The following is a 26,758-nucleotide window of genomic DNA, read 5'->3' as shown; positions in this document are numbered from 1 at the left end:
GGCCCGACAGGAGTAACAGGAGCAACAGGGATAACGGGTTCAACCGGGTCAACGGGCCCGACAGGAGTAACAGGAGCAACAGGGATAACGGGTTCGACCGGGTCAACGGGCCCGACAGGAGTAACAGGAGCAACAGGGATAACGGGTTCAACCGGGTCAACGGGCCCGACAGGAGTAACAGGAGCAACAGGGATAACGGGTTCAACCGGGTCAACGGGCCCGACAGGAGTAACAGGAGCAACAGGGATAACGGGTTCAACCGGGTCAACAGGCCCGACAGGAGTAACAGGAGCAACAGGCCCGACCGGAATAACCGGGTCAACAGGAGTAACTGGAATAACGGGAGCAACTGGTCCGACAGGAGTAACAGGAGCAACAGGGGATAGAGGAGCGTCGGGTCCAACAGGAACCACAGGCTCGACAGGAGTAACCGGCCCAACGGGAATAACGGGTCCAACCGGAGCAACAGGAGCAACAGGCCCAACAGGGGAAAAAGGTACGCCGGGAGCAACAGGAGCAACAGGAGCAACAGGAGTAACTGGAGCCACTGGCAGAACCGGAGCTACTGGCTCAACCGGAACAAGTTTTACCACATCTGGCTCAGCTGCAAATACTTCCGGGGCAACAATTGCACTTACAGCATTAACTCCATCCCCTATACCATTTCCAAACGCACAAAATTTATCAGCTGATATAACGGTTAACAACCCAACAGCTACCATTTTTACGATTAATACAAGTGGTAGGTATTTGATAACGTACCAGGTTTATCCTACTTTATCCTTATTAACCACTTTTCAATTATTTCGAAGTGGTGTTGGAGTAGCAGGTACGAACATTGCAGCTGCCATTGGGATAAGTTTAGTCAGCAATCAAGTAATTATAAATGTAAGTGCTGGTGACACGATCCAAGTAATGGTATCAGCTACATTAGTAGCGACGGTGACGTTAGCAGCAGGTACTACCGCGGCTACACTTTCTATTGTGAGAGTTGGATAAATATACTATTTGTTATTTTAAAAAGTGACTACAAGTTATACTGAAAAGATTAATTGGGGTCACTTTTTTATTAAAATTTTAATATTAAAAGTATGGCTTAATAGTTTAAAAGTTTAGTCATACATATGTTATAAATTTTACGCTATTAGGAGGGATTAAAATGAAACCAAAAAGACCAGATATACCAAATTTACCAAGTTTTTCCTCACCACTTTCTCCTCCACCTCCTCTGCCACCCGTACCACCGCCAGTACCTCCGACACCACCGTCTCCAATAACAATGCCATCAAAGTGTGATCCATGTATTCCAATCGATCTTTGTGGGAATATTTTTATTCAAGAAGTTCATTGTCAACCAGTTGTATTATGGGAGTTAGGAGGTAATTTAAATGCTCTAGCAACAATTTCAATCTTTAACAGTGAAGGCAGTACTGGACCAATCACAATTGAAATAAATAGCAATGGTACTCATATAATTGCAGTGTTGCCAGGGAATACGTCTAGTTACACTAGTAAAAATATAAAGTCTGTAAAAATCTTACCTTCAAGCGAGTCTCCAATCTATCTAGAAGGAAAATATTGTATTACTGGTAGAATACTGGAAAAATAATAAATATTTTATTAAATTTTAAGTTTATTGCAAAAGTGCAATGAACTTTTTTTATATTTCAAAAAATAGGCGTACTTAATTTATTAGCTTTACATATGATTTAAAGAGTGGTATGGTTAGTTACACAAGTAACTAACTAAACAACTAAGTAGAGAAGGATGCTGCTAATGAAACCAACATTAGATGAATCACAGCCAATTTTTCAACAAATTGCGGTTATGATTATGGACGAAATTATTGATGGAAGAATTAAAGAAGGTGAGCAAGTACCTTCAACAAATGAGTTATCACGATTTTTTAATATTAACCCTGCAACAGCAAGGAAAGGTCTACAAGCGTTAGTTGATAAAGAAATCATTTTCAAACAAAGAGGTGTAGGAATGTTTGTTTCTGAGGGTGCGAAAGAAAAGTTAATTCTAGAACGTAAACTTCAGTTTTATGAAGAATATGTTGCACCTTTACTTAAAGAAGCTAACAGAATTCATTTAGACGAAGAGATGGTAATTGATTTAATCAAAAGAAAAAACGTTTCAAATTAGGGGGATTAAAAAATGATCGAAATTAAGAATTTAACATATGCCTATAATAATACGCCGGTATTAACTGATTTTAATTTTAGTGAATCAGAGCCAAGGATTATTGCATTATGGGGAAGAAATGGCGCAGGGAAAACAACTTTAATGAGTCTACTAGCAGGCCATTATAGACCGGATCAAGGATCAATTAAAATATTAGGTCAAGAGCCATATAATAATTTAAACGCTTTAGAAAATATTTGTTATATACAAGAAAATCATCCTTTTGGTCATAATTGGCGAATAGGAGATCTGTTAAGGTTTGGGAAATACTTTCATCCAAACTGGGATCAAGAATTTGCCGAACATTTAGTTGAACTTTTTGAGTTACCACCAAGGAAAAAGATTGAAAAGTTTTCAAAAGGAATGAAAACAGCGGCACAAATCATTTTAGGATTGGCAAGTAATGCGAAAATAACAATTCTCGACGAGCCAACGAATGGATTAGATGCTGTAAGAAGAAAACAGTTTTACGATGCACTAATGGAAAGTTACGAAGAAAATCCAAGAATCATATTACTTTCAACGCATCATATTGAAGAAATTCAACCTTTATGTGAAACAATGGTTGTTGTAGATGATGGCAAGTCACTATTTTATGAGCAAATGGAAGTAATGAGAGAAAAAGGAATTATTCTATCAGGTGAAATGGATGTAATAAAAGAAGTAACTAAAAATGTTTCAATACTTGAGTCTTCTAAAATAAGTTCAACTCAAAAAGTAATGATTGATGAACTATTTACTGCTGAATGGAAAAAAATCGCTGAGACAAATCAGCTTACAATTGAAAAAGCATCATTACAAGACTACCTAATAAATAAAACACTTAATAAGAATAAAGGGGTGAAAAAATGAGGTCTATACAAGGTACTTATCAACTAGTTTTTGATGAATTTAAATGGTATTTTAAATTGTTTTCTTTAATTACTTTGTTCCTAACAGTTGTTTATTTATTGATTAGTGTAATATTTAAGATACCTTTACAAACTGGTGCTGCATTATTTGGACCGACTTATGGGGGAATTTGTACATTTGCAGTAGCAGCATTAGTCATACCGTTTCAAGTTGCAATTGGATTAGGAAGTACAAGAAAGCAGTTTTTAAAATCATATAATGTGATGGCAGTAGTTATGGTAATTACAAGCATAACATACTTAAATATACTATATTTCATTATGAATGCACTATTAGTCAAAGGAATAAATAGTTTTCGTTTTTTCCATCCTGCTAGATTAGTTTCTTCGGAATATCATTTCTTTACTTATTATTGGGTAGATCTAATGATCGGGTTTATTATCCTAGGTCTTCCAGCATTCATTGCTGTATTAGTAAGACGTTTAGGTATTCTCTATTTTTTAATGACACTCGTCATTTTAAGTATTGTCATTACTTTCATATCAATAAGTGGTGTAAGTTCAACCTTATTTTCATGGATTTTAACTATTAAGCCAATCAATCTATTTTCGTTAATCGGGCTATTAGGAATTGTACTTCAATTTTTAACATTTCCAATGATGAAAAATGCACCTTTAAAAATGAAAGGTAGAAATTAAAAGTATTTAAAATTTGACCTGACTATATCAAATGTGCAAAAAAGTATGCGTTTTATCGCATACTTTTTTTATCTAATCAAGTAATATAACAGCCAACAATCAATAATCACTTTATAAAATTTTTAAAAAGATTTTAATTTCTTTTTAAATACGTTTTATTTGGATTTTAAACCTCTACGTTAAGATTGTTCTCGTAGGTTACTTCGGTAATCAAAAAACAAACCGGGTTGCTTCAAGCAGTTGATTAAGAAATTTCAATTCGAAATTACTTTTCGCTTAAAAACGCTTGAAACAACACCTAATAACTGGAGGTTCAAGAAGATGAACAAAATTAAATTAATGTACGATATTACAAAAACAATGAAGAAAAAAGAGCAAGTGAAGGTAAATTTGGATGCTGAGATTTTAAAGAATGGTCAAAAAACAGCATTCTTTGGTGGAGAGTTTGACAAGGATTTAACTAAACATTCTTTCCACCCATTTCAACACCGTGGCAGAAGACCTTTTGGTCCTGGATTCAGAAACAGAGGATTTTTTGAACAAGGTGGCAATGTGGAATTCCAAAATAATGAATTCTGTCAAGAAAACATCAAACATGATGAATTAAAAGAACATAAATTCCCTTCTAAATTTAAAATGGGATTCTCAAGAGCATCTATGTTTTTTGGTTTATTAAGCAGTATTGAAGTTCAAGAAACTGAAAATGGTGCAACGCTTATGCTAGATTCAAAGGATATTCCGGAAGACTTAAAAGAATCTTTTAAAGAAATGCGTGAAAATCGCAAAAAGTTTATGATGGGTATGCAAAGAGCTAACTGTTCCAACAAGAATCCAATGAGTTTTTTACAAGACGTGGAAGACCCTAACTTTGTAGTGAAAGCGAATGTTAACGCAAATAAGGAAATTGAAAGTCTAACTGTCTATGCGAAAGGTTTAAAAAATCATGAAAATACGCCACAAGAAGTCTTGGAATTGAAGTATCAATCAACATTTACTTGGAAATAAAACAGCACAACACATGAAATCACAGAAGAAGAGTACAATGATCTTTTGAATATATTGATTAAATAAAAAAGTAATTTTGTTAATCATTCGAGAAAGTCGAGTGTTCACGCACTCAGACTTTCTTTAATTTATATTCAGCTTTTATTTGTCAATTTCTATTTATCTATTTCATACAATCATATAAATAAAATGACTAAAGAAACACCAATACTATTAATAGATGAAATGGCAAATTAACTAACCATCCAATAAAAACAAGGCGGAGTCAAAATGACTTGGAGACAAAATAGTAAGAAAGAAAGACCGCATTTCACTTCCAATCATAGAGGGCATAAACCTCATCGCAACGATATAAGAAAATTCGTGCGGTTTTTTAGAATTTTTATCCCAATCACGATTTGCTTAAATATTATCGGTCTATTTACAGTTTTCTCTTGGATCGGGCGACCAGCACAATTTGGCATCGTCATTATCGTGTTACTCATTGGTTTTATCGGTTCTCGATTCCAAAGAAATTTTGAAGGAAAGATCGTGCATCCGATTGAAAAATTAAAAAAAGGCATGAGCGAAGTTGCTGAAGGAAATCTAGATATTGAAGTAAAAGTAGATACACACAATGATGTCGGGCATGTGATTTCTTCTTTCAATCAAATGGTACGAAAATTAAAAGAGAGCGAACAATTGAAACAGGAATACGAGGAAAATCGCAAACTATTAGTCACCAATATTTCTCATGATTTAAAAACGCCAATCACTTCGATTCAAGGCTATATCGAAGTATTGCAGGACGGAACAATTTTATCAGACAAAAAAAAGTCTCAGTACTTAGATATCATTTGGAAAAATGCTCAGTACATGAATAAGCTAATCGATGATTTATTCTTGTTTTCGAAATTGGATATGCAGAAACTTGATTTTGATATCGAGGAAGTTGAAATTAACCCATTCATGGCTGATCTTTCAGAAGAATATAAGTTTGATTTTCATGAAAAGGGTCTAGAGTATATTTTTTCTGATCTGACGGAACATACGAAAGTCGTAAAAGTAGACCGAAAAAGACTACATCAATCCATTCAAAATATTGTTAGTAATTCATTGAAATATGGGGATAACGAGAATCTGCAAGTAGAAATGATACTTTCATCTTTTGAAAATGAAATAAAAATTACAATTCGAGATAACGGAAAAGGAATTACGAAAGCAAACGTAGAGAGAATTTTTGAAAGATTTTATCGAGTGGAAGATGCAAGAACAAAAAATCTTGAATCTACTGGTCTTGGACTTTCTATTTCAAAGGAATTAATTGAAGCTATGGGTGGGAAGATTGAAGTAGAAAGCGAACTTGGAATAGGGACTAGTTTTCATATTTATTTAAGAGTAATGAACACTACCAACTAAGGAGGGGATTTCGTGAATATACTGATCGTAGAAGACGATTTGAATATCGCTGAACTTGAAAAAGATTATCTTGGCTTAAATGGCTACGATGTAACGATTAAGACTGATGGTTCGCTTGGGAGCAAAGAAGCTTTGACTGGGAATTACGATCTGCTCATTGTTGATCTGATGCTTCCAAACAAAAACGGTTTCGAAATTATCAAAGAAGTACGTGAAAAGTACGAAATTCCCATAATCGTTGTTTCAGCCAAAAATGAAGATATTTCTAAAATTCGAGGATTAGATTACGGCGCAGACGATTATTTAACGAAGCCCTTTAGTCCTGCTGAACTTTTAGCAAGGGTGAAATCTCACCTTAACCGTTATAAGCGATTGAAAGGACATTCAAACGTCGTTTCCCTAATCAGTATTCGGGGCTTAGATATTGATGCTACCTCACACAAAGTTTCCATCCGTGGGAAAGAAGTGTCTTTTACAACGAAAGAGTACGATTTATTACTGTTTTTAGCTCAAAATGCAAATGTTGTTTTCACAAAGGAGCACTTATTTGACCGGATTTGGGGCGATGACAGTCTCGGAGACACGGCAACTGTTGCGGTTCATATTCAAAAAATTCGAAAAAAGATCGAAAAAGATCCGTCCAATCCAGAGTATATTGAAACACTTTGGGGTACAGGATATCGTTTTAATAAATAGCTTCTAAAAGAATCCCTGATTAATTCGTTCCTCAAAATTTATGATTATTTTTAAGTGAATTCATATTGAACTAATCTGTGATTACATAAGAAAATCAATAATCAATATAAACAGAGTCTTTAAAAAAGAAAAGATTGTCCTAAAATTTCTCTTAATTTTGGGACATTTTTTTTGCATATATTGCAGATTTTTCCAATCCTTCGAGTCTACTACTATAAAATAATCGTTAAATTTTCATTAATTAAAATGAATAGGCCATTAAAAAAGGTGAAAGAATTACATTTTCCCCCAAATCATTTTTTTTGAATATTTTGAAGGAAATTCTATAAAACGAATTAATAGATTTCGATTTTTTTTACTTTATTTTACTTAATACGACATTAAATGTTTTTTATTGAACTTTAATTTTTCCCTTCTTTTATTAAAATTCCCCCAATACTTTTCACGAAAAACAATCGTTATAATGTAAATTGAGCGATTTTTCTGAAAAATCAACTAAGAATTTGTCGTTTACTTTATTTACTATTAGAAGAGAGTTGGAGGTTATTTAAATGAAGACGTTAAGCGGTAAGATATTTCAAGCTACATCAGTCCTTGCTTTAGCTAGTAGTACGATTTTAGGAACCACAATGGTGACGAAAAAGCCAGTTTATGCAGTTTCGAGTGAAGCAGAAAGCATTCTTAAATCTCTTACGATGGAACAAAGAGCAGCTTTGAAACAATTAAATATTGCTGAATCAAAGACTGGTTTACGATTATCTGGTGATATCGACTTGTCAAGCGATAAAGATGTGTCAGTAATTGTTGAATTTAAAGAACGTCCAGCAAAAGTAGCGCAATTAGAGAAAGCAACAGAAGGTGAATCGATTACGCTAAAAAAGGCGAAAGAGAATGTAACGAAATCTCATGTACGCTTTAAACAGCAATTACAAGAAAAAATGGGAAAGAAATCGAAGTCTAGTAAGGACAAATATCGAATTAAGTATACATATCAGAATGCATTTAATGGTGTCTCATTGACACTTCCTGCAAATCAAATTAAAGATTTGTTAAAAATGGATACAGTTAAAGCTGTATACAGTGACTCAACAGTTCAAATTACCCCACCTACTGAATCTGCAGAAGCTAAAGATGAAACAAAGGTTGATAGTTTACCGTTTTTAAAGATTGATAAATTACATGAAGAAGGTTTTACAGGAAAAAATATAAAAATAGGTGTGATCGATACTGGTATTGATTATAATCATCCGGATTTAAAAGATGCATACAAGGGTGGATATGATTTTGTCGATAACGATAATGATCCGATGGAAACTACATATAATCAGTGGAAAACTTCTAAAAAGGCTGAAATTGTTAATGGAAGCACATATTATACAGAACATGGGACACATGTTTCAGGGACAATTGCTGGTCGTGCGAAAAACAATTCTGAGTACAAAGTAACTGGGGTAGCCCCTGATTCAGATTTGTATGTATACCGAGTATTAGGTCCATATGGATCAGGTTCGAATTCAGCAGTTATCGCAGGTATCGATCGTTCCGTTAAAGATGGAATGAATGTTATTAATCTTTCTTTAGGCTCGACATTAAATGATCCTTTAGAAGCTACAAGCTTAGCGATTGATAATGCTGTTTTAAATGGCGTTACAGCTGTGGTTGCTGCAGGAAACGCTGGTGACAGTTTATATACATTAGGTTCGCCAGGCGCAGCGGCACTTGCATTAACTGTTGGGGCTAGTTCTGCTTCTACTAAAGTAACAACATTTGCAAGTGGATTTTCAGTTAATGGAAAAGGCACAAATAGCATTTTACAATTGATGACGAAAAAATGGACAGATAATTTCACAAATATGTCTGGAAAAACATTTGATATTGTCAACGTAGGTGAAGGTGGTTCTACTGATTATACAGGAAAAAATGTACAAGGTAAGATTGCGTTTGTTGCCCGTGGTACATATGCCCTAGTTGATAAAATGAACTATGCAAAACAAAATGGTGCTGTCGGGGTAATCATATACAACAACAATGCTTCTGAAGGACAAATTCCGTATTATTTAGGTGAGAGCAATGATAATATCCCAGTATTGTCGATGACAAATATAGATGGATTGGCGACAAAGGATTTATTTACAAATGGAACACCTTCTGTAACATTTGGAAATATTGGCGAAGCTGAAATTCCTGGTGATGATTTAGCTAGCTTTAGCTCTCGTGGGCCATCGGGAACTTTATACGACATTAAACCAGAAGTCACAGCACCTGGTGTTGATGTAATATCAACTGTTCCTTCATACATAAACAACAAAACTGATGTAACTGATTATTCTTCTGCATACATGAGAATGTCTGGAACATCAATGGCAACACCACATGTCAGTGGGATTGCTGCATTACTTTTACAAGCACATCCTGATTATACTCCAGCGGATATAAAAACTGTTTTGATGAATACTGCCGATCCTTTAAGAAGTAAGTATAGTGTGTTTGAAGTAGGGGCTGGTAGGGTGGACCCTTATGAAGCGATATATTCACCAGTTGAATTAGCAGTACAGGATACAACACCTTTCATCAGAAATAATGAAAAAGTCATGATTGACGAGCAAACTGGTGGACTAAGTTATGGGTTTATTCCAGCTAATAAAAATGATATTTCAAAAAAAACTAATATTTTAATTACGAATCATTCTGAGAAAGCGCAAAAATATACTGTTTCAGTTGAATATAATGTTGGCGCACGAGGTTCTTTAGATGCGGATGCAAATGGGGTTAGTATAACAGTACCAAAAAGCATTAAAATTGATCCGAAATCTCAGGAAAAGATAGCTGTAAAACTAAGCATACCTGCTTCTGCAAATAAAGGGACTTATGAAGGCTATATTCATGTTGTGAATGATAAGGATTCAAATGATCATTATCAAATTCCTTTTGGATTCCGTCTAGTAGAAGAAGGATTTGAATATTTTAGAGCTCATTCACCGAGCATTTCTACTAATCGTGCAACTAACCCATATAGCGTTAAGGCGTCTGATTTAGATTTTAAATTAAATTCACCTATGAAAACAATGGATTTTATTTTACAGGATGCAAAAACAAATAAAGATTTAGGGATAATTGGTACTGCGAATATTTCGGGTGCTGGAGTTGATCAGGATTATTACCTACAACAGGCTTTTGCTGGAAGATACTTTCCATTTACAGGGAATTCTAAAAAGCCGTTTGGACCAACATCAGTTTTAGCTACTGACGGATTATATAAATTGAAAGTTATTGGAACAGATGCGGATGGTAAACAGTTTACTAAGACTGACCAAATATATATCGATAATAACCGTCCAACTTTCACATTAGATGACACAAATGCTATACCTAAAGGTGATTTGCCGTTTGTTCAATTAACACCTGGCCAAAAAACAGTCACATTATCTGGAAGTATTATAGATAATGAAGCAACGGTAATGGAAAACAGCGGGATGAACGTAACACAAGCAACTAATAATGTCTGGTATGGACCTAACTCTCCGACAATTGGTATTGCTACTGATGCGTTTGGCAAGTTTTCTAAAGAAATATCTGTTGATTCTTCAAATCCAGTCAGTGTGCTACAATTTGTTGCGGCGGATAGAGCTGGTAATTCAACGATGGCTAAGGTCATTTATTATATGAAACCAGGGGCACAATATATTTATGCCAAACCAAATAAAGCATCTTTTAATATGGGTGATCAATTAACTTATACGTTCTATGCTCACGGTCTGCAAAATGCAAAAGATCTAACACTTAAATTTGATTACACATCAAGATATTTTAATTCAGTCGTAATTAATAAAAATAAAGCTTTATCCGAGGATACCCAATTTACAGCCACATCAACAGGAACTACTAGCAAATCAAATACAATTAATATTAAGGCACCAGGAGATGGTTTAAATGGTGATATGCCATTGTTTGATATGCAAGTAGAGACGAACTCAAATGAATATGTGAATGTGAATTCCATATTTTTTTCAGTAACTTCTTCTACGTATAAAGATAATAATGGTAAAACAGTAAATCCTTATACTCAGGTCGGTTATTTACCTAGCTATTCTGCTTATTCAACAGCAACAGCAAAACTCAATGCTGAAGCGTTATTAAATGCAAACGGCAGTTTTAATTTTTCCATTGATTACACCACAATCGGTGCAGATGTTAAAGCAAAGGACTCAAAAGGTATATTATATAATGGAGAAGTTCAAAAGAACGGTAATGTTGTATTTAATAAACTTCCAATTTCAGAACAAGTATATACCGTTATCGTAGATGTTCCTGGTCATTTTACGACATATACGCCTATGGAAATTGGTCGAAAAGATCGAGAAATTAATATAGGTGAAAATATTTCTTACCCTACTGTAAGAGAATATGCAGGCGATATAAATAAAGATAATGTAATCGATTTAATGGATGCATTATATCTTCAAACATATTGGGGAACTAGTAAACGAAGTGTGGATCTTAATTTTGATAAAAAAGTTGATGCAAAGGACTTTGCATTATTTGAAAAAAATTATTTACTACAAAATCAATATGTTGAAAATGCACCAAAACCAGTACAAAAATATAAAGGGAAAACACTTGAAGATATTAAAAGTGAATTAGGACTTAAATAATTAGTAATACAATTTATTAGGCTTGTAGACAAATTGGAATTCGTTCCATGTCTACAAGTTTTTTTTGTATAATAAAAAATTATTTTTTGCTTATGAAAAATAGACAGGACTTTACCTGATTATATTAATGTTATGTGTAATAAATAGCAGATAATAAAGCTGTTCAAAAATAGAATAAAAAAATCTTTAAACATTATAACGTTATATTGACTAATCGAAAAATAGATGTTATTCTACATTGGAATAATAAATAAGAAACTTGAAAACGAATTCAATTATTAATTTATTGGTTACTGAAAAGGATGAGGGAAATGAAAGATCATTTCGTACTGCAGAATGTAAAAATGATAAACGGAAGTTCTGTAGATATCATAGTAGAAAATAGAAAGATTGTTGACATTGTAACTGCTGGAACTGGAAATGGTCAGAACTTAGTTGATTACAATCACAAAGTATATGTTTCTAGCGGTTGGATTGATATGCATGTCCATGCATTTGCTGAATTTGAACCGTATGGAGATGATGTCGATGAGATTGGCTATAAAACAGGGGTAACAACAATTATTGATGCCGGTAGCACAGGCGCAGATAATTTAACAAAATTAGTGAATAGCTGTAAAAGTTCAAAAACAAATGTTTTCGCCTTTTTGAATATTTCACGAATTGGTTTAGAACGAATTGATGAGTTATCTAATCTTAATTGGTTGGATGAAGAACTACTCATCAAAACAATTGCAGAACATAAAGATTTTATCGTCGGGCTGAAGGCAAGAATTAGTAAAAGTGTAGTAGGTTCAAACGGTGTAGAACCGTTAAAAATAGCACGCAAGTTTTCTAAAGAAACCGACTTACCGCTTATGGTTCATATTGGCTCAGGACCACCAAATATTAATGATGTACTAGATTTACTTGAAAATAAGGATATTATTACGCATTACTTAAATGGTAAATCAAATAATTTGTTTGATGAAAGTGGAAGACCTCTTCCTAAGCTATTAGATGCAATCGATCGTGGTGTACATTTAGATGTAGGTCACGGCAATGCAAGTTTCTCTTTCAAAACGGCAATGTATGCTAAAGAATATGGAATAAAATTCGATACAATTAGTACTGATATTTATCGAAAAAATCGATTAAATGGCCCAGTTTATAATATGGCAAATGTTTTAACAAAATTTTTATATCTAGGTTACTCTTTAGAAGAAATCATTAATGCCGTTACTGTAAATGCAGCAAAATGGCTTAAGAAACCTGAACTTGGAAGAATTTCAATCGGAGATCTCGCAAACCTTACACTGTTTACAGTCGAGGATGAGCAAACATCTTTAATTGATTCTGAAGGTGATGAAAAAATAACAGAACAAAAAATCGTCGTAAAAGGAGTGGTTATTAATGGAGAACACATTGAATGCTAAATATGGTTTAAAAAGAGTGATTAATGCAAGTGGTAGAATGAGTATACTTGGTGTTTCTGCTCCTACAGACACAGTTATGGAAGCTATGAAAACTGGCGGACAAAATTATGTTGAAATTTCAGACTTAGTTGATAAAGCTGGGGCTCATATTGCAGGGTTACTTAAGTCTGAAGCAGCGGTTGTAGTTAATTCAGCTTCAAGTGGGATTGCTCTTTCAGTAGCTGCAATTGTTACTGAAGGTAACCGCCGTAAAAGCGAGAGATTACACCAAGAACCAATTCAAAAAAATGAAATTGTCATGCTTAAAGGACATAACGTCCAGTATGGAGCTCCTGTTGAAACAATGATTTTCCTTGGTGGAGGTAAATTAGTGGAAGTTGGCTATGCTAACGAAGGTAAAGCTGAGCATATTGCTGATGCGATTAATGAAAATACTGCTGCTGTCTTATACGTTAAATCTCACCATGCTGTTCAAAAGAATATGATTTCAGTTGAAGAAGCTTGGGAAGTAGCAAAGGCAAAAAATGTTCCATTAATAGTAGATGCTGCTGCTGAAGAAGATTTAGAAAAATATGTAAAAGTTTCCGATTTAGCGATCTATAGTGGTTCAAAAGCGATTGAAGGACCTACTTCAGGTATCGTAGCTGGTAAGCAAAAATATATCGATTGGTTAAAAGTGCAATTGCACTGTATCGGTAGAAGTATGAAAGTTGGAAAAGAAACAACTTTTGGACTGTTACAAGCATTGGATGAGTATTTCGTCAAAACAGATAATAGTGAAAATGAAAAAGCTAGTTTACAAGTTTTAAAATCACTTGAGTCAATCGATGGATTAAAAATAACAATTGTACAAGATGAAGCTGGACGTGCGATTTTTAGAGCTCGAATTCAAATAGACCCGGTTGTAACTAATACAACTGCAAAAGAAGTTAATGATCAACTGAGAAATGGTAATATTGCGATTTATACTCGAGATTATGGCGTTCGCCAAGGCTTTTTCGATATCGATCCACGACCATTACAAGCAGATGATATTTATGTAATTGAAGCTAGGTTAAGAGCAATTTTAGGGGGAAATGAATAATGACAAATATTGAAAAACGTTTTTATAAAAACCGTGTAGCACTAAATGTATTAGCAAATAGTATTGAAAATGCAGTTGAGGTTTTTGAAGCAGCAGAAGGACATGTGTTAGTAGGAGTTCTTTCAAAAGATTACCCTACTGTCGAGGCTGGGGTATCAGCTATGAAGGAATACGGTGAAGCTATTGATGAGGCTGTATCGATTGGACTTGGAGCTGGAGATAACAGACAAGCAGCAGTTGTAGCTGAAATCGCAAAATATTATCCAGGAAGCCATATTAATCAAGTATTTCCTGCAGTTGGAGCAACACGCGCTAATTTAGGAGAAAAAGATAGCTGGATTAATTCACTTGTATCACCAACAGGTAAAGTAGGATATGTAAATATCTCTACAGGTCCTGTGAGTGCAGTTAGTGAAACAGCGATTGTACCAATCAAGTCTGCAATTGCTTTAATTCGCGACATGGGTGGTAATGCAATTAAATACTTCCCAATGAAAGGGTTAAAGCATGTTGAAGAGTACCGTGCTGTGGCTAAGGCTTGTGGGGAAGAAGGATTTGCTTTAGAGCCTACTGGTGGAATTGATTTAGAAAACTTTGAGGAAATTTTAGAAATCGCTTTACAAGAAAAAGTATCAAAAATTATTCCGCACGTTTATTCTTCTATTATTAATGAAGAAACTGGAAAAACTAATCCTGAAGATGTAAGAAAACTATTAGCAATTACTAAAAATTTGGTTGAAAAATATGCGTAAACAAATCGTTGCTTTTGGAGAAGTAATGATGCGATTGCAGGTGCCAGGGTATGAACTACTGGCACAGGCTAACGCATTACAATATTCGTTTTCAGGAACTGGAGTGAATGTTGCTTCTGCAATGACAAAGCTTGGACATGACGGATTTCTCGTTACAAAATTACCTAATAATCCATTAGGTGATGCGGCAATTGCTTTCTTACAACGACTAGGGGTAAATCGAAACTATATTTCTAGAGGTGGTAAATATCTTGGACTTTACTTTTTAGAAAATGGATTTGGACAACGCGCTAGCCGTGTAACCTATACGAATCGATTAGAAAGTAGTTTTAATACTGCTTCACTTACCGATTATGATCTGGACTTAATTGCTAAACAAGCAGATGTTATTCATTTTTGCGGAATTACACTAGCAATGACGGATGATGTTCGAGAAACGATGAAAATTCTTGCTAAAAAAGTAAAAGAAAATGGCGGATTAGTTTGTTTCGACTGTAACTATAGACCATCTCTATGGGATGGTGGATACGAAAAAGCAAAACCACATTATGAAGACATGCTATCATTAGCAGATATCGTCATGATGAATGAAAAAGATGCAATGTATGTGTTAGGAATGGAGACAGTTGAAACTTCTAGAGAAGCACAGCTAAAGGATCTAATTCCACAAGTAGCAAATAGATATAATCTAAAAAAAATTGCTGGAACGCATCGTTCGATAAACAGTGACAATACGCACTCACTTATGGGCTACATATACACGGATGGAGAGTTTTCTTTCTCTGAAAATATTTCATTTTCTGTATATGATCGTATTGGAGCTGGAGATGCTTATACTAGTGGCATTTTACATGGCGAGTTGGCTGGTTTTTCACCTAGTAAAACGGTAAAATTCGCAGCTGCAGCGGGAATGTTAGCATGTACGATCGTCGGGGATACCCCAATGTCAACAGAAGATGACATTCTTTCAGCAATGGCTGGAACAATTGATGATATTAAGCGCTAGAGGAGAGGAAAGGGAATGAATGTGAATCGTAAAAAAGGACCATTGTATTTGCAAATTAAAGAAATGATTAAGGATCGAATTTTACATGGAGTTTATCCAATTCACTCAAACATTCCCTCTGAACCTCAATTAGAAGAAGAATTTAGTGTTAGTAAAATAACGATTAGAAATGCTATTAAAGAGCTTGTTCAAGAAGGATACTTAGAAAAGAAAAGTGGTAAAGGAACAAAAGTTATTGCAAATGTTACAAGTGCAAAACTTTCAAAAGGAAAGCGTTTTACAGAATTATTAGTTGAAGAAGGACATCATATTACTAAAAAAGTGCTTAGTATCAAAAAGCCTGAAATAGCAACGGAATCAATACCGTATTCTTTATTTGGTAATAAATATGTCCAAATTGAGCGAATTTATTTGCTGGAAAATGAACCTTATATTCACTTTACGCACTATATTTCATTAGAAGTAACAGATGAGGAAATAGAAGAAATACAGTTTAGTTCGTTATATCGCTTCTTAGAGGAAAATAATATTCGACTTGAATCGTTTCGAGATGAGTTTGCAGTAGCAGTTGCTCCAGATCATGTTTGCGAAATATTAAATTTAGAAAATGGAACAACAACATTAAAAAGAATTCGTCGCTCTAGTGATGAAGATGGAAATGTTTTAGAGTTTAGTGAGGCTTACTATAATACTGCTAAACAAAATTACATTGTAACTTACAATGATTCAACGCAGTAAGTTTCCTTCTTTGTTTAAAATGTAAGCGATTTCTAAGGGAGAGTGTTTAGGATGGATTTATATTTAATCGCCATTACTTTAATAGCGATCGTGATCGTTATTTTAGGTGTATCATGGTGGAAATGGCATGCATTTATTAGTTTATCTGTAGCCGGCCTTTTTCTAGCAATTTTTTCAGGAGTACCAATGGACAAAATCGTTACAGCATATGAAACAGGAGTAGGGGCTGTTCTTGGGCATCTTGTTGGAATTTTAGCTTTAGGTACAATCTTAGGAAAGATGATGTCGGATTCAGGAGCAGGTATGCAAGTAGCTGATTTCTTTATCAAAAAATTTGGCGTGAAAAACCTGCCATGGGCGATGCTTCTTTCTGGCTTTATTATTGGGATACCAGTGTTTTTTGAAGTAGGTCTAGTAATCTTACTACCTCTTGTTATCTCAATACGCAAATCTACTAATTCAAATATTTTATTAATTGGTATTCCAGTTCTTGCTGGTTTATCAATTGTACACGGATTAGTTCCACCACATCCTGGGGCTATGACAGCAATTGGTATTTATAATGCAAACTTAGGACATGTCCTTCTTTACTCATTAATCATTGCTTTTCCAACAGCAATTATTGCTGGACCAATCTTCTCTAAATGGATTCATAAACGTGTAACACCTATTGGAGAACCTGAATTAATTAGAGTAGAAACGAAATCAAACGCACTACCAAGTACTGGCGTATCATTCTTTATCATTTTACTACCTGTATTACTAATGGTATTAACAGTCATAACGCCATATCTTTCTTTACCTGAAGCAATTGGTAAATTTTTCATCTTAATTGGTAGTCCAGTTATCGCTCTATTAATCTCTTGTTTTGCAGCATATTATTTACTAGGTTATCGTCAAGGAATGGACAAAACATTAATAAAGAAATTAACGGAAGAATGTCTATTACCATTAGCTTCAATCATTCTAATTATCGGAGCAGGTGGAGCATTTAAGCAAATTCTAATTGAAAGCGGTGTAGGTACTGCGATTGCAACAATGTCAGAGCAAATGTCATTATCACCAATCGTGCTTGCATTTTTAGTAGCTGGTTTAATTCGAATTGCTACAGGCTCAGCAACTGTTGCATTAACAACAGCAGCAGGGATCGTTTCACCAGTAGTGCAGCATATGACTGGTGTTAATTTAGAATTACTAGTAATCGCAACTGGAGCTGGTTCACTAATGTTTTCACATGTAAATGACGCAGGCTTCTGGTTAGTAAAAGAATATTTAGGTTTAACTGTAAAAGAAACATTTAAAACGTGGACAGTAATGGAAACGCTTCTTTCTTTTATAGCGTTTGGACTAACTTTGGTTCTAGATATATTTATTTAATGAAAAAGGGAAGTTTCGTTGAGAGACTTCCTTTTTATATTGTAATTAAGTTTGAGAGAATTACGAAAACAATATGTAGATTATTCATAAAGCTGTGAACTTTGTACATAAAGCGTGGGTTTGTGTTCGTAAAGCACGGAACTTTGCCCATAAAGCACAAAATTATGGTCATAAAGAACGGTATTATGTCTGAAATGCACGGCAATTAAGTTCATAAAGCACAAATTTACGTTCATAAAGAAAACTCACTGCAAAAATAACTAGTGAGTTTTCAATTTAATTGTATTTAGTTTAGAGCAAACCCCTTATTAATGATTATTGAAGTCTAAAGGACGCAAGCTTGCTTCGATCTCAGCTCGATTAGGTTCAAGAAATGGAGGCAATGCTAGTCGTTCCCCTAAAGTATCAATATGCTCATCGACGTCAAATCCTGGTGTATCTGTTGATAATTCGAATAAAATATGATTTGGTTCCCTAAAATAGAGCGCTTTAAAATAATATCGTTCAACTTTACCCGAGTTCATGATGCCAAGTGAATTAATTTCTTCTGCCCATTTGTCGTATTCTTCAATGTTTGGTACTCGAAATGCAACATGGTGTACACTACCGCGGCCAGGTCTTGCTCTAGGTAGATCAGGTCTTTCTTCTAAGTGCACCTCTGCCCCTGCACCGCCTAAACCTATTTTGTAAACTTCTATATTTGCGAAGTTTCCATCTAATGAAGGATATGTACCAACAAGCTTAAATCCTAATACTTCTGTTAAGATTCTACTAGTAGGAGAAGAATCTTTTACAGTTAAAGTTACTGGACCTAAACCAAGAATTCCATGTTCAGTTGGAATATCCGATTGATTCCAAGGAGTACCTGGTGCAACTCCAGTTTCTCCGTTATCGGCTACTAAAATTAAACTTGTTCCTTCAAAGTCTCTAAATGCAAGTGTATCGCGATTTGCCCTTTTACTAATTTGGTCATGTGAGATGTTCAGCTTAGTAAAGCGATCTTTCCAATAATTTAATGAGTCAGTGGTTGCTACCCTTAATGAAGTTGAAGATATTATAGAATGACCTGGATAGGAATTTCCTATATTAGGAATGTCAAAAAAGGTAATTTCTGTCCCAGGATTTGCTTTAGCATCTCCATAAAATAAATGATAACTAGATGTATTATCTTGATTTACAGTTTTCTTAACAAGTCTCATACCTAGAATCTTCGTATAAAACTCATAATTCTTCTCAGCCATTCCAGTCAGTAGTGAAACATGATGAATTCCTAGTAATTCCACTAAAATCACGTCCTTTTTAAAATTTAATCGGATATTCCTTATGTATAAATAAAAATTGTTTAGAGTTAAAGGTAAACTTTATGTTAAACTGTTATCTAATAATTATAATATTCAGATAAATATATTGGAAGGAGGAATAAAGATTTGTACTTTGGTTATTTATTAATTCTACTTTCTGCAACAGCGTTCGGATTAATGCCTATTTTTGCGCTCTATGCATATGATCAAAATATAAGTGTTAATACATTATTATTTTTAAGATTTACTTTTGCAACAATCATGTTCTTTAGTTACTTAGTTTTTACTAAAAAACTAGTAACAATTACGAAAAAGCAATTATTATTGTTCATTTTATTAGGTGGAATATTATACATGCTTCAATCAAGTTTCTATTTTAGCTCGGTCAAATTCATACCAGCTTCATTAGCAGCTTTAATCCTTTATTTATATCCGGTTTTTGTTGCACTTCTATCTTTTCTAGTAAATAAAGAACAATTTACGAAAACGATAACGATCTCAATTTTATTATCTTTAATTGGAATTATACTAGTATTAGGAACTCCTGCAGAAAATATTAATCTATTTGGAATCATATTGGCTTTATCTGCAGCTGTTGTTTACTCAATCTACATAATTGTTGGTGGAAGGGTTTCTTTGGAAGTGCCTCCTTTAGTGACAAGTGCTTATATTTCATTATTTGCTTCCATTTCATTTTTTCTAGTTGGGATGTCCACAAGTTCAATTCATATTCATTTAAAATTTGTTGGTTGGCTTTCTATTTTAGGCATTTCAATTATTTCGAGTGTCATAGCAATGAGTGCATTTTTCACTGGTGTTAAACTAATTGGTCCAACTAAAGGTGCAGTATTGAGTATGGTTGAACCTGTAGTGACAATTATGTGTTCAACTATTTTATTTCATGAAAATATGAGCTTATTTCAACTACTTGGTGGCACCGTAGTATTAGGTGGTGCATTACTAGTTGTTGTAACTTCTGAGAAGAAAAAGATTGTTGAGAATAAAATGGATTTTTAAAAGTATTATGATAAAATGTATTAATAATATTAGTTTGAAAATTTGGGACTGCGATTGCGGTTCTTTTTACTATGTAAGGAGTTAGATTATGTTTGAACTGAAATTAAAAAATGAAGAAGTAGTAACCATTCGTCAAGCAACAAGCAGTGATGCTAGAACAATCATAGATTTTTATAATATCGTTGGCGGAGAAACAAATTTCCTATCATTTGGTGGAAATGAGTTTAAAAGAGAAGAAGAAGAGTATAAGACATATTTGGAAGACACGCTTAATGAAAAGAACTCAGTTATATTATTAGGTACTATAAATGATCAAATAATAAGTATCGCTTCAATTAACTCTAGTCAAAAACAACGAACAAAACATGTAGGTACTTTAGGGATTGTCATAAAAAAAGAGTATTGGGGAATAGGGTTAGGAAAGTTATTAATGCAATCATTAATTGATTGGGCTAAGGAAAATGAAATCACTCGAAAAATTCAATTAGTTACAAGTGAAAATAATCTTAAAGCTATTCAATTATATAAAAATTTAGGATTTGAAATCGAAGGAATAATGAAGGAAGATACATTTATTAATGGGGAATATTGTAATACATTAATGATGGGCCTATTTATTAAATAAACAAAAGATAACTCAGTACATTCTAAAATCCCATTTAAAAAACGGATGAAGCATCAATCATGTACTAAAGAGTATCCTATAATTAAGCAATTTTAAAGGTGTAAATATGATAAAAGATTTATTTCTTAATTTTTCATTGTTAATATTTTTCTTAATAGGCTTTAATCGATTACAAAATTTTTTAAGACAAAGATATCAAAGAGACTTTCCAGTTTTTGTTGGTTTAATTCATGGGATATTTGGTATTATATTAATATTTTTTGGAATGAAAATTTATGAAAATAACATATTAGATTTAAGACAGCTTGCCATTTTAACTGCTGCATATTTTGGAGGATTAAGAGCTACGATCATTACAGGTGTGATGCTTATAACCTTTCGTTTTTCATACTTCGGTGTGAGTGATGGTTCTATTTATGCTTGTATTACAATCTCGATCAGTGCAATTGTCAGCGGATTTCTAAATAGATGGCTCAAATCATACTGGCTTAAGTGGTTCAGTATGATTACCTTTTTAGTGCTATTAAGTTGTTTTTTCTTTGTCTATCAAACGATTGAATATTCAAATTCAGTTTTTCCAATCATGCCAATTTACGAAATGTCGCTTATTTTCGGGGGCGTGTTTATTGCTGCTTTTATCCACTTCTTAAATAAAAGTGACAAATTAAAGCTTGCATTAAAAGAAAGCGAAGAAAGCTATCGAACATTAATAGAGACTTCTCCTGATGGCATATTTGTCCAAATTGACGGCATTATAAAGTTAGCTAATCAAAAAGCAGCATCACTCCTTGGTGCAAAATCTCCGTCTGACTTAATTGATCTTAATGTTTTTGATTTGATTGAACCAATTGGTTTAACGGAATCTTATGATCGATATTATCAATTTATGAATGGAGATCAAAAGCAGGACCATAAGGAAAGTACATATATCCGATTAGATGGGTTGAAAATTGATTTTTCTTTTTCTAGTTCTAAAGTAATTTACCAAGGGCAATTAGCAACCATGGTTAGTTTTAGAGATATTTCTGAACAAAAAGAGTCACAACGTAAACTGCAGCATGCAAATCACTTATTACACAAACTATCAATCACAGACGGATTAACTGGATTAGCAAATAGACGTTATTTTGATGAAATATATAAAGTTAAGTGGAACGTGGCGTTAATGAATCAAACTCCGATTTCATTAATTCTCATTGATATTGATTCATTTAAAAAATTCAATGATACTTATGGACATTTAGAAGGGGATAAATGTCTGCAGTTGGTCGCAAATATAATATCTAAAAATTTGCGACGAGAAGAGGACTTTTCTGCAAGATACGGCGGTGAAGAATTCATTGGGATTCTATCAGGTCTATCTGAAGAAGAATCGATCGTCATTGCAGAAAGTATACGAGAGAGAATCATAGATTTAAAGATTCCAAATATAAACTCTTTAGCAATCCCATTTGTTAGTACAAGCATTGGATTAGTTAATTTAGTACCAAACGAGTCATTGCATTTTGTTGATGCTATAAATTTTGCGGATAAAGCATTGTACGAGGCTAAAATGAATGGTAGAAATCAAGTAATCGTGTATTCAGTAGGTACTGAAGTGTCATTTAATAAATAGGTATAAAGCCTTGGGATTTACTATTCACAAGGCTTTTAAATTAAATATAGTTTTTAGAAACACGTAAACGATCTAATACGATGTGTATCAATGCCAAAGAAAATCCATCTCCAGCCGATCCATCTCCAGCCAGCAACTGAAGTTCTTCCTACGAAGGTTGGAAAATACCAAAATTGTTCTCCATTATTCAACCAAACATAAGTATTTCTAAATCGACATCCAGCAATTGCACCTGGATCAACCGCGAATGCTGTAGCCTGAGTTTGTGCCGGAGTAAATGAAGGTGGTGGTGCTGTTGGCTGACCTTGGCCTCCACCTCCGCCACCCGGTTGTCCCGGAAATCCACCTGGATGCCCCGGAAATCCGCCTGGTTGTCCTGGGAAGCCTGGAAATGTTCTATATTGAGGGAAAAAGTTCATTGTATCAACTCCTTTTTAGTTTAATCCCTATTAAAGTATGAAATTTAATATGATTTGTTTGGGCGGATGGTCAAATATCCATAAATCACTAAAAGAAGAAGAATCTGAGCCATTCTTCTTTTTTTGACGTTTTTCCAAAAATGATCATCCAGATAAAAACTCATTTTTTACTCTAAAGAGTAATTATTTTACTTTTCAGAGTAAAAATACTTGCTTAATTCTGTAAATTCGAATAAATTATACTTAAAGGAGGAGAAAAATGGAAAATTTACGCTTGAACGTTTCGTTGTTACGCCGTAGAGTACCAAATTTAACTAGTTCAGCAAAATCTGTTGGACTTAGACCAGCAACAGTATCAAATTTATGTACCGGGAAAATTCCAATTGGCAGGTCAGAAGTAAGAACAATAGTTGCTTTAGCTACATTAGCAGAATGTACTTTGGATGAACTAATTATTAGAGGGGAGAAGATTGAGATGATTGAAACTGGGATTAAAACGCTTGATTTATTTGCTCCATTAGTAAAAGGCGGTACAGTAGGATTGGTTGCAAGACCAGGTATGGGTCAACTAGTCGTATTAGCGGAAATGTTTTATAAATTAAAAAAAGATTCATATTTTACGATTTTATTAAAGCCAGAAGGTGAGCATCCAGATTTAGACGCTATTAAAGCTGATATTAATTTGGTGTGTAATACAATTGATGAAGTGTATGACACGATTGCAAAAACAGGAAAAAATGTAGATATTGCTTTTGCAGCAGATCGTTCAAATGTCATTTCGGGTGAAATTAACCGTCTTCAACAAAGATTAGCTGATATTGGGATTGAAGATGTAACGACTTTTTTAGTTGACTTAAAGGGAGAAGCGGTGGATGAAGATTTCCCTTATGGACCACTCGAAACATTATGGCAGTTTGATGCGGACTTAGCTTTTAGACATAAATATCCTGCAATTAATCCTATTCAATCAACTTCTACAGTATTGGAAGATCATCAACCAGAACAAGCCCACAACCAAGTACAAAAAGCAGCGCAGAAATTACTCCGAAGATACCGTGAACTAAGATCATTAGTAACAGTTCATGGAATCGACTCATTACCTGAACATGAAAAATTAACATATAAACGTGGTGAATTACTTGAAGCCTATTTAACACAACCATTATTTGTAGCCGAAGAATTCACTCGTATAAAAGGTGCATCTGTAAATTTGCAAAATACTCTACAAGATGTGAGAAAACTACTAGATGGTGCATACGATGATCTAGATGTAGAGAAGATGAATTTTATTGGAAGTCTGTAGTAAATTATAATCATTTATTAGTGTGGCGCAAATTGTATGTGTCACATTTTTTGTACTTAAACTTCGATTTATAATGTAACTGGTATATAATTTAAGAATTATTTAAGAATTTAATAATAAGCAATTAATTTCTCTGAAATATACTAATGTCATAAAAAATATAGTGGGTAGTCTAATTACTCGTTCATCATTCTTTGAAAGTTGGAGTCTATTTTGTCGATTCGAAAAAGGTTAATCTTATCTAATATTGCAATGATTGTTATACCGATTTTTTCTTTTATCCTGATCGAGATCCTGCTAGGGATATTTTATTATAAAGTGTTGGATCCGAAATTTAATGATCATCCGCCACATTCATTTTATTTCTTTCGTTTCGGCATAATTGTCCCAATTTTTGCCATTACAAATGGAGTACTTTCATATTTTGTTTCAAGAAGTATATTAAGACCGGTGAAGAATCTAACTAATGCCGCTAAACATATAAGTGAAGGTAATTTAGATGTTGAAGTAAAGCCATTAAACAAAGATGAACTTGGACAATTAGCGGTTAGTTTTGAATTAATGAGACGAAATCTAAAAGAGTCAGCTGAAATTCAGAAGAAATATGAAGAGAATCGAAAAGAACTAATTGCAAATATATCACATGATCTGAAAACACCAATTACTTCAATAAAAGGGTATATTGAAGGGATTAAAGATGGTGTAGCGAATACACCAGAGAAAATGGAGCGATATATCGAAACAATCTATTTGAAAACTTTGGATATGGACCATTTGATTAATGAATTATTTCTTTATTCAAAGTTAGATTTAAAAAGAGTGCCTTTTCATTTTGAAGAAGTAAATATATATGACTATTTAGTAGATAGTATTGAGGAGCTAAAATTTGATTTAGAACCAATCAATGTAAAAATTAGCTTCAGTAGTAATGTGGATTGCAAAAAATGTATTATTCTTATGGACCGAGAGCAATTTAAACGTGTTATGACAAATATTATTCAAAATAGTTTGAAGTACATGGATAAAGATGAGAAACTAATTTCGATAAATTTAAACGAAAATCAAGAAAAAATCACAATACAATTTCATGATAATGGTAAAGGAATATCTAAAGAAGCCCTTCCGTTTATTTTTGATCGCTTTTACAGCGCTGATCCTTCAAGGAATTTAACAACAGGTGGTACTGGTTTAGGCCTAGCCATCGCAAAAAGAATAATAGAAGAGCACGGTGGTGAAGTATGGGCAGAAAGTGAAATTAGTGAATATACAAATATATTCCTATCATTAAATAAGAAATTGATAACAAAGGTGACAGAATGAAAAAGGTTTTAATCATTGAAGATAATCAAAGTATCGCATTATTACAAAGAGATTATTTAGAGATTAATGAATTTGAAGTTGAAATTGAATCTAATGGAAGAAGCGGGCTTCAAAAAGCTTTAACGAATGAATTTGATTTAGTTATTCTAGATTTAATGCTACCTGAAATGAATGGCTTTGAAATATGCAAGAAAATACGCGAAAACAAAGATATTCCAATTCTAATTGTATCAGCCAAAACAGAGGATATCGATAAAATTAGGGGGTTTGGTTTAGGAGCGGATGATTTTATCGTGAAACCATTTAGCCCAAGTGAATTAATAGCTAGAGTCAAAGCTCATCTATCTAGGTATCAGCGATTAGCAAGTAAAGGCCAAATAAATGAAGATGAACTTCAAATCAGAGGACTTACGATTCAAAAGGATTCAAGAAAAGTTCTCGTAAATGGAGAAGAAAAAATTTTCACGACAAAAGAGTTTAACTTACTTACTTTTCTTGCTTCAAATCCAAATAAAGTATTTAGCAAAGAATTATTATTTGATCGAATTTGGGGATTTGAAACAGTAGGGGATATATCGACAGTAACTGTTCATATTCGCAAAATACGTGAAAAAATAGAAGTCGACCCATCTAATCCAAACTTTATTGAGACAATATGGGGGGCTGGGTATCGTTTTAAAGATTAGACTCAAAAACAGTATTTTAAAGGGTTATCTCAGTGAGTGGGATGACTCTTTTTTTGATTGTAAATTTTGTTCATAGAACTAACCATTACACATTTTTTAATGGATTTAAAGAATAGGAGAAGTATAACGAATTTAAGTGAGCCTATCATATTAAGTCCAAATGAAACAAAAAACAAAGAAATTCCGATTGATCCATTTTTTGAAAATAAAGATTAAGGAGTTAAAGTTTTAAGACCAATTATTTATTATGAAATCGAAAATACGACAAATAAATTCATTCCTACAAACATGGTATGGATTAGTACGTGTGAATAAAGAACAAATAAATAAAGCGATAAAGTTTAGTAAAAATGCGGAAAAAGAAACTCACAGATAACGAAAGATTTCTGTGAGTTTCTTTTACATAAGACATCAAATTCTTTTCAGCATTATTTAAGAATTATTTAAGAAATCGATAATAGTAGTTTTATATCTTGCCACTATCATTAAAAGTATAAATCGATTAAAAACGGAGGTAAAAAATAGTGGTGAAAAAGAAAATGAATTTAACGAAAAAGAACATTCTAGTTAGCATACACGTTTTAGCAGTTTGTGCTTGGCTTGGTGGGACAT

23 protein-coding genes are annotated in these 26,758 nt (G+C 33.6%); 21 read left to right on the top strand and 2 right to left on the bottom strand.

Translation table 11 applies throughout. From position 1 onward, the window contains the following. The 15 genes from ACFCYN_RS17035 to ACFCYN_RS16965 all read left to right on the top strand — a co-directional run. Positions 1 to 999, top strand: a 999-nt coding sequence (locus ACFCYN_RS17035; RefSeq protein WP_375950540.1) for a BclA C-terminal domain-containing protein, incomplete at its 5' end; no start/stop codon positions are given. Positions 1,000 to 1,159: 160 nt separating this feature from the next. Continuing rightward, complete coding sequence (locus tag ACFCYN_RS17030; RefSeq protein ID WP_375950538.1) at positions 1,160 to 1,609, top strand: S-Ena type endospore appendage; 450 nt, start codon at positions 1,160 to 1,162, stop codon at positions 1,607 to 1,609. A 167-nt stretch (positions 1,610 to 1,776) separates the two neighbouring features. Continuing rightward, positions 1,777 to 2,148 carry a GntR family transcriptional regulator gene (locus ACFCYN_RS17025; protein WP_172444418.1) on the top strand — a complete coding sequence of 124 codons (372 nt, stop codon included), beginning with the start codon at positions 1,777 to 1,779 and terminating at the stop codon, positions 2,146 to 2,148. 12 nt (positions 2,149 to 2,160) lie between these two features. Then, positions 2,161 to 3,039: an ABC transporter ATP-binding protein gene (locus tag ACFCYN_RS17020; RefSeq protein WP_375950536.1), complete on the top strand. Its 879-nt coding sequence runs from the start codon at positions 2,161 to 2,163 to the stop codon at positions 3,037 to 3,039. Beyond that, positions 3,036 to 3,737, top strand: a complete 702-nt coding sequence (locus ACFCYN_RS17015) for a hypothetical protein (protein WP_172444420.1) — start codon at positions 3,036 to 3,038, stop codon at positions 3,735 to 3,737. Before ACFCYN_RS17020 ends, ACFCYN_RS17015 begins: the two co-directional genes overlap by 4 nt. A 321-nt stretch (positions 3,738 to 4,058) precedes the next feature. After that, a complete protein-coding gene (locus ACFCYN_RS17010) occupies positions 4,059 to 4,742 on the top strand; it encodes a hypothetical protein (RefSeq protein WP_375950534.1) in 684 nt (227 codons plus the stop codon). A gap of 270 nt (positions 4,743 to 5,012) precedes the next feature. Then, a complete protein-coding gene (locus ACFCYN_RS17005; RefSeq protein WP_375950532.1) occupies positions 5,013 to 6,140 on the top strand; it encodes a sensor histidine kinase in 1,128 nt (375 codons plus the stop codon). A gap of 12 nt (positions 6,141 to 6,152) precedes the next feature. Further along, the gene (locus tag ACFCYN_RS17000; protein WP_375950530.1) at positions 6,153 to 6,836 is read left to right on the top strand and encodes a response regulator transcription factor; all 684 of its coding nucleotides are present in this window, start codon (positions 6,153 to 6,155) and stop codon (positions 6,834 to 6,836) included. Between the two features lie 551 nt (positions 6,837 to 7,387). Next, positions 7,388 to 11,488, top strand: coding sequence for a S8 family serine peptidase (locus tag ACFCYN_RS16995; RefSeq protein WP_375950528.1), 4,101 nt, complete (start codon positions 7,388 to 7,390; stop codon positions 11,486 to 11,488). A 311-nt stretch (positions 11,489 to 11,799) separates the two neighbouring features. Further along, the gene (locus tag ACFCYN_RS16990) at positions 11,800 to 12,903 is read left to right on the top strand and encodes an amidohydrolase/deacetylase family metallohydrolase (protein ID WP_375950526.1); all 1,104 of its coding nucleotides are present in this window, start codon (positions 11,800 to 11,802) and stop codon (positions 12,901 to 12,903) included. Further along, entirely contained in the window at positions 12,881 to 13,987 is a 1,107-nt protein-coding gene (locus ACFCYN_RS16985) for a DgaE family pyridoxal phosphate-dependent ammonia lyase (protein ID WP_172444426.1), read from the top strand. The genes ACFCYN_RS16990 and ACFCYN_RS16985 overlap by 23 nt, the downstream gene beginning before the upstream one ends. Beyond that, positions 13,987 to 14,739: a 2-dehydro-3-deoxy-phosphogluconate aldolase gene (dagF, locus tag ACFCYN_RS16980; protein ID WP_375950524.1), complete on the top strand. Its 753-nt coding sequence runs from the start codon at positions 13,987 to 13,989 to the stop codon at positions 14,737 to 14,739. Before ACFCYN_RS16985 ends, dagF begins: the two co-directional genes overlap by 1 nt. Continuing rightward, positions 14,732 to 15,745 (top strand): sugar kinase, encoded by a 1,014-nt coding sequence (locus ACFCYN_RS16975; RefSeq protein WP_375950522.1) that lies wholly within the window; start codon positions 14,732 to 14,734, stop codon positions 15,743 to 15,745. The genes dagF and ACFCYN_RS16975 overlap by 8 nt, the downstream gene beginning before the upstream one ends. Positions 15,746 to 15,760: 15 nt before the next feature. Beyond that, the gene (locus ACFCYN_RS16970; RefSeq protein ID WP_172444428.1) at positions 15,761 to 16,483 is read left to right on the top strand and encodes a GntR family transcriptional regulator; all 723 of its coding nucleotides are present in this window, start codon (positions 15,761 to 15,763) and stop codon (positions 16,481 to 16,483) included. Between the two features lie 51 nt (positions 16,484 to 16,534). Further along, positions 16,535 to 17,860, top strand: coding sequence for a GntT/GntP/DsdX family permease (locus ACFCYN_RS16965; protein ID WP_375950519.1), 1,326 nt, complete (start codon positions 16,535 to 16,537; stop codon positions 17,858 to 17,860). A 308-nt stretch (positions 17,861 to 18,168) separates the two neighbouring features. Here ACFCYN_RS16965 and ACFCYN_RS16960 read toward each other — a convergent pair whose 3' ends face one another. Then, on the bottom strand, positions 18,169 to 19,143 hold the full coding sequence (locus tag ACFCYN_RS16960; protein ID WP_172444430.1) for a ring-cleaving dioxygenase: 975 nt from the start codon (positions 19,141 to 19,143) through the stop codon (positions 18,169 to 18,171). 144 nt (positions 19,144 to 19,287) lie between these two features. Here ACFCYN_RS16960 and ACFCYN_RS16955 point away from each other — a divergent pair, with 144 nt between their 5' ends. The 3 genes from ACFCYN_RS16955 (at position 19,288) to ACFCYN_RS16945 (ending at position 22,418) form a co-directional block, all read left to right on the top strand. Continuing rightward, complete coding sequence (locus tag ACFCYN_RS16955) at positions 19,288 to 20,178, top strand: DMT family transporter (protein ID WP_375950517.1); 891 nt, start codon at positions 19,288 to 19,290, stop codon at positions 20,176 to 20,178. A gap of 88 nt (positions 20,179 to 20,266) precedes the next feature. Beyond that, positions 20,267 to 20,803: a GNAT family N-acetyltransferase gene (locus ACFCYN_RS16950; protein WP_172444432.1), complete on the top strand. Its 537-nt coding sequence runs from the start codon at positions 20,267 to 20,269 to the stop codon at positions 20,801 to 20,803. A gap of 106 nt (positions 20,804 to 20,909) precedes the next feature. Further along, entirely contained in the window at positions 20,910 to 22,418 is a 1,509-nt protein-coding gene (locus tag ACFCYN_RS16945) for a diguanylate cyclase (RefSeq protein WP_375950515.1), read from the top strand. A 53-nt stretch (positions 22,419 to 22,471) separates the two neighbouring features. Here ACFCYN_RS16945 and ACFCYN_RS16940 read toward each other — a convergent pair whose 3' ends face one another. Then, complete coding sequence (locus ACFCYN_RS16940) at positions 22,472 to 22,837, bottom strand: collagen-like protein (protein WP_172444434.1); 366 nt, start codon at positions 22,835 to 22,837, stop codon at positions 22,472 to 22,474. Between the two features lie 259 nt (positions 22,838 to 23,096). On the opposite strand from ACFCYN_RS16940, the gene ACFCYN_RS16935 reads away from it, so the two are divergent. The 3 genes from ACFCYN_RS16935 to ACFCYN_RS16925 all read left to right on the top strand — a co-directional run bounded on the left by ACFCYN_RS16935 (position 23,097) and on the right by ACFCYN_RS16925 (position 26,146). Further along, on the top strand, positions 23,097 to 24,140 hold the full coding sequence (locus ACFCYN_RS16935) for an ATP synthase beta subunit C-terminal domain-containing protein (protein ID WP_375950513.1): 1,044 nt from the start codon (positions 23,097 to 23,099) through the stop codon (positions 24,138 to 24,140). 213 nt (positions 24,141 to 24,353) lie between these two features. Beyond that, positions 24,354 to 25,460: a sensor histidine kinase gene (locus ACFCYN_RS16930; RefSeq protein ID WP_375950511.1), complete on the top strand. Its 1,107-nt coding sequence runs from the start codon at positions 24,354 to 24,356 to the stop codon at positions 25,458 to 25,460. Further along, positions 25,457 to 26,146, top strand: coding sequence for a response regulator transcription factor (locus ACFCYN_RS16925; RefSeq protein WP_375950509.1), 690 nt, complete (start codon positions 25,457 to 25,459; stop codon positions 26,144 to 26,146). Before ACFCYN_RS16930 ends, ACFCYN_RS16925 begins: the two co-directional genes overlap by 4 nt. The last annotated feature ends 612 nt before the right edge of the window (positions 26,147 to 26,758 follow it).

This window comes from Gottfriedia sp. NPDC056225, assembly GCF_042267765.1.
Lineage (GTDB): Bacteria > Bacillota > Bacilli > Bacillales > Bacillaceae_G > Gottfriedia.
This window is presented reverse-complemented; position numbering and strand designations above follow the sequence as displayed.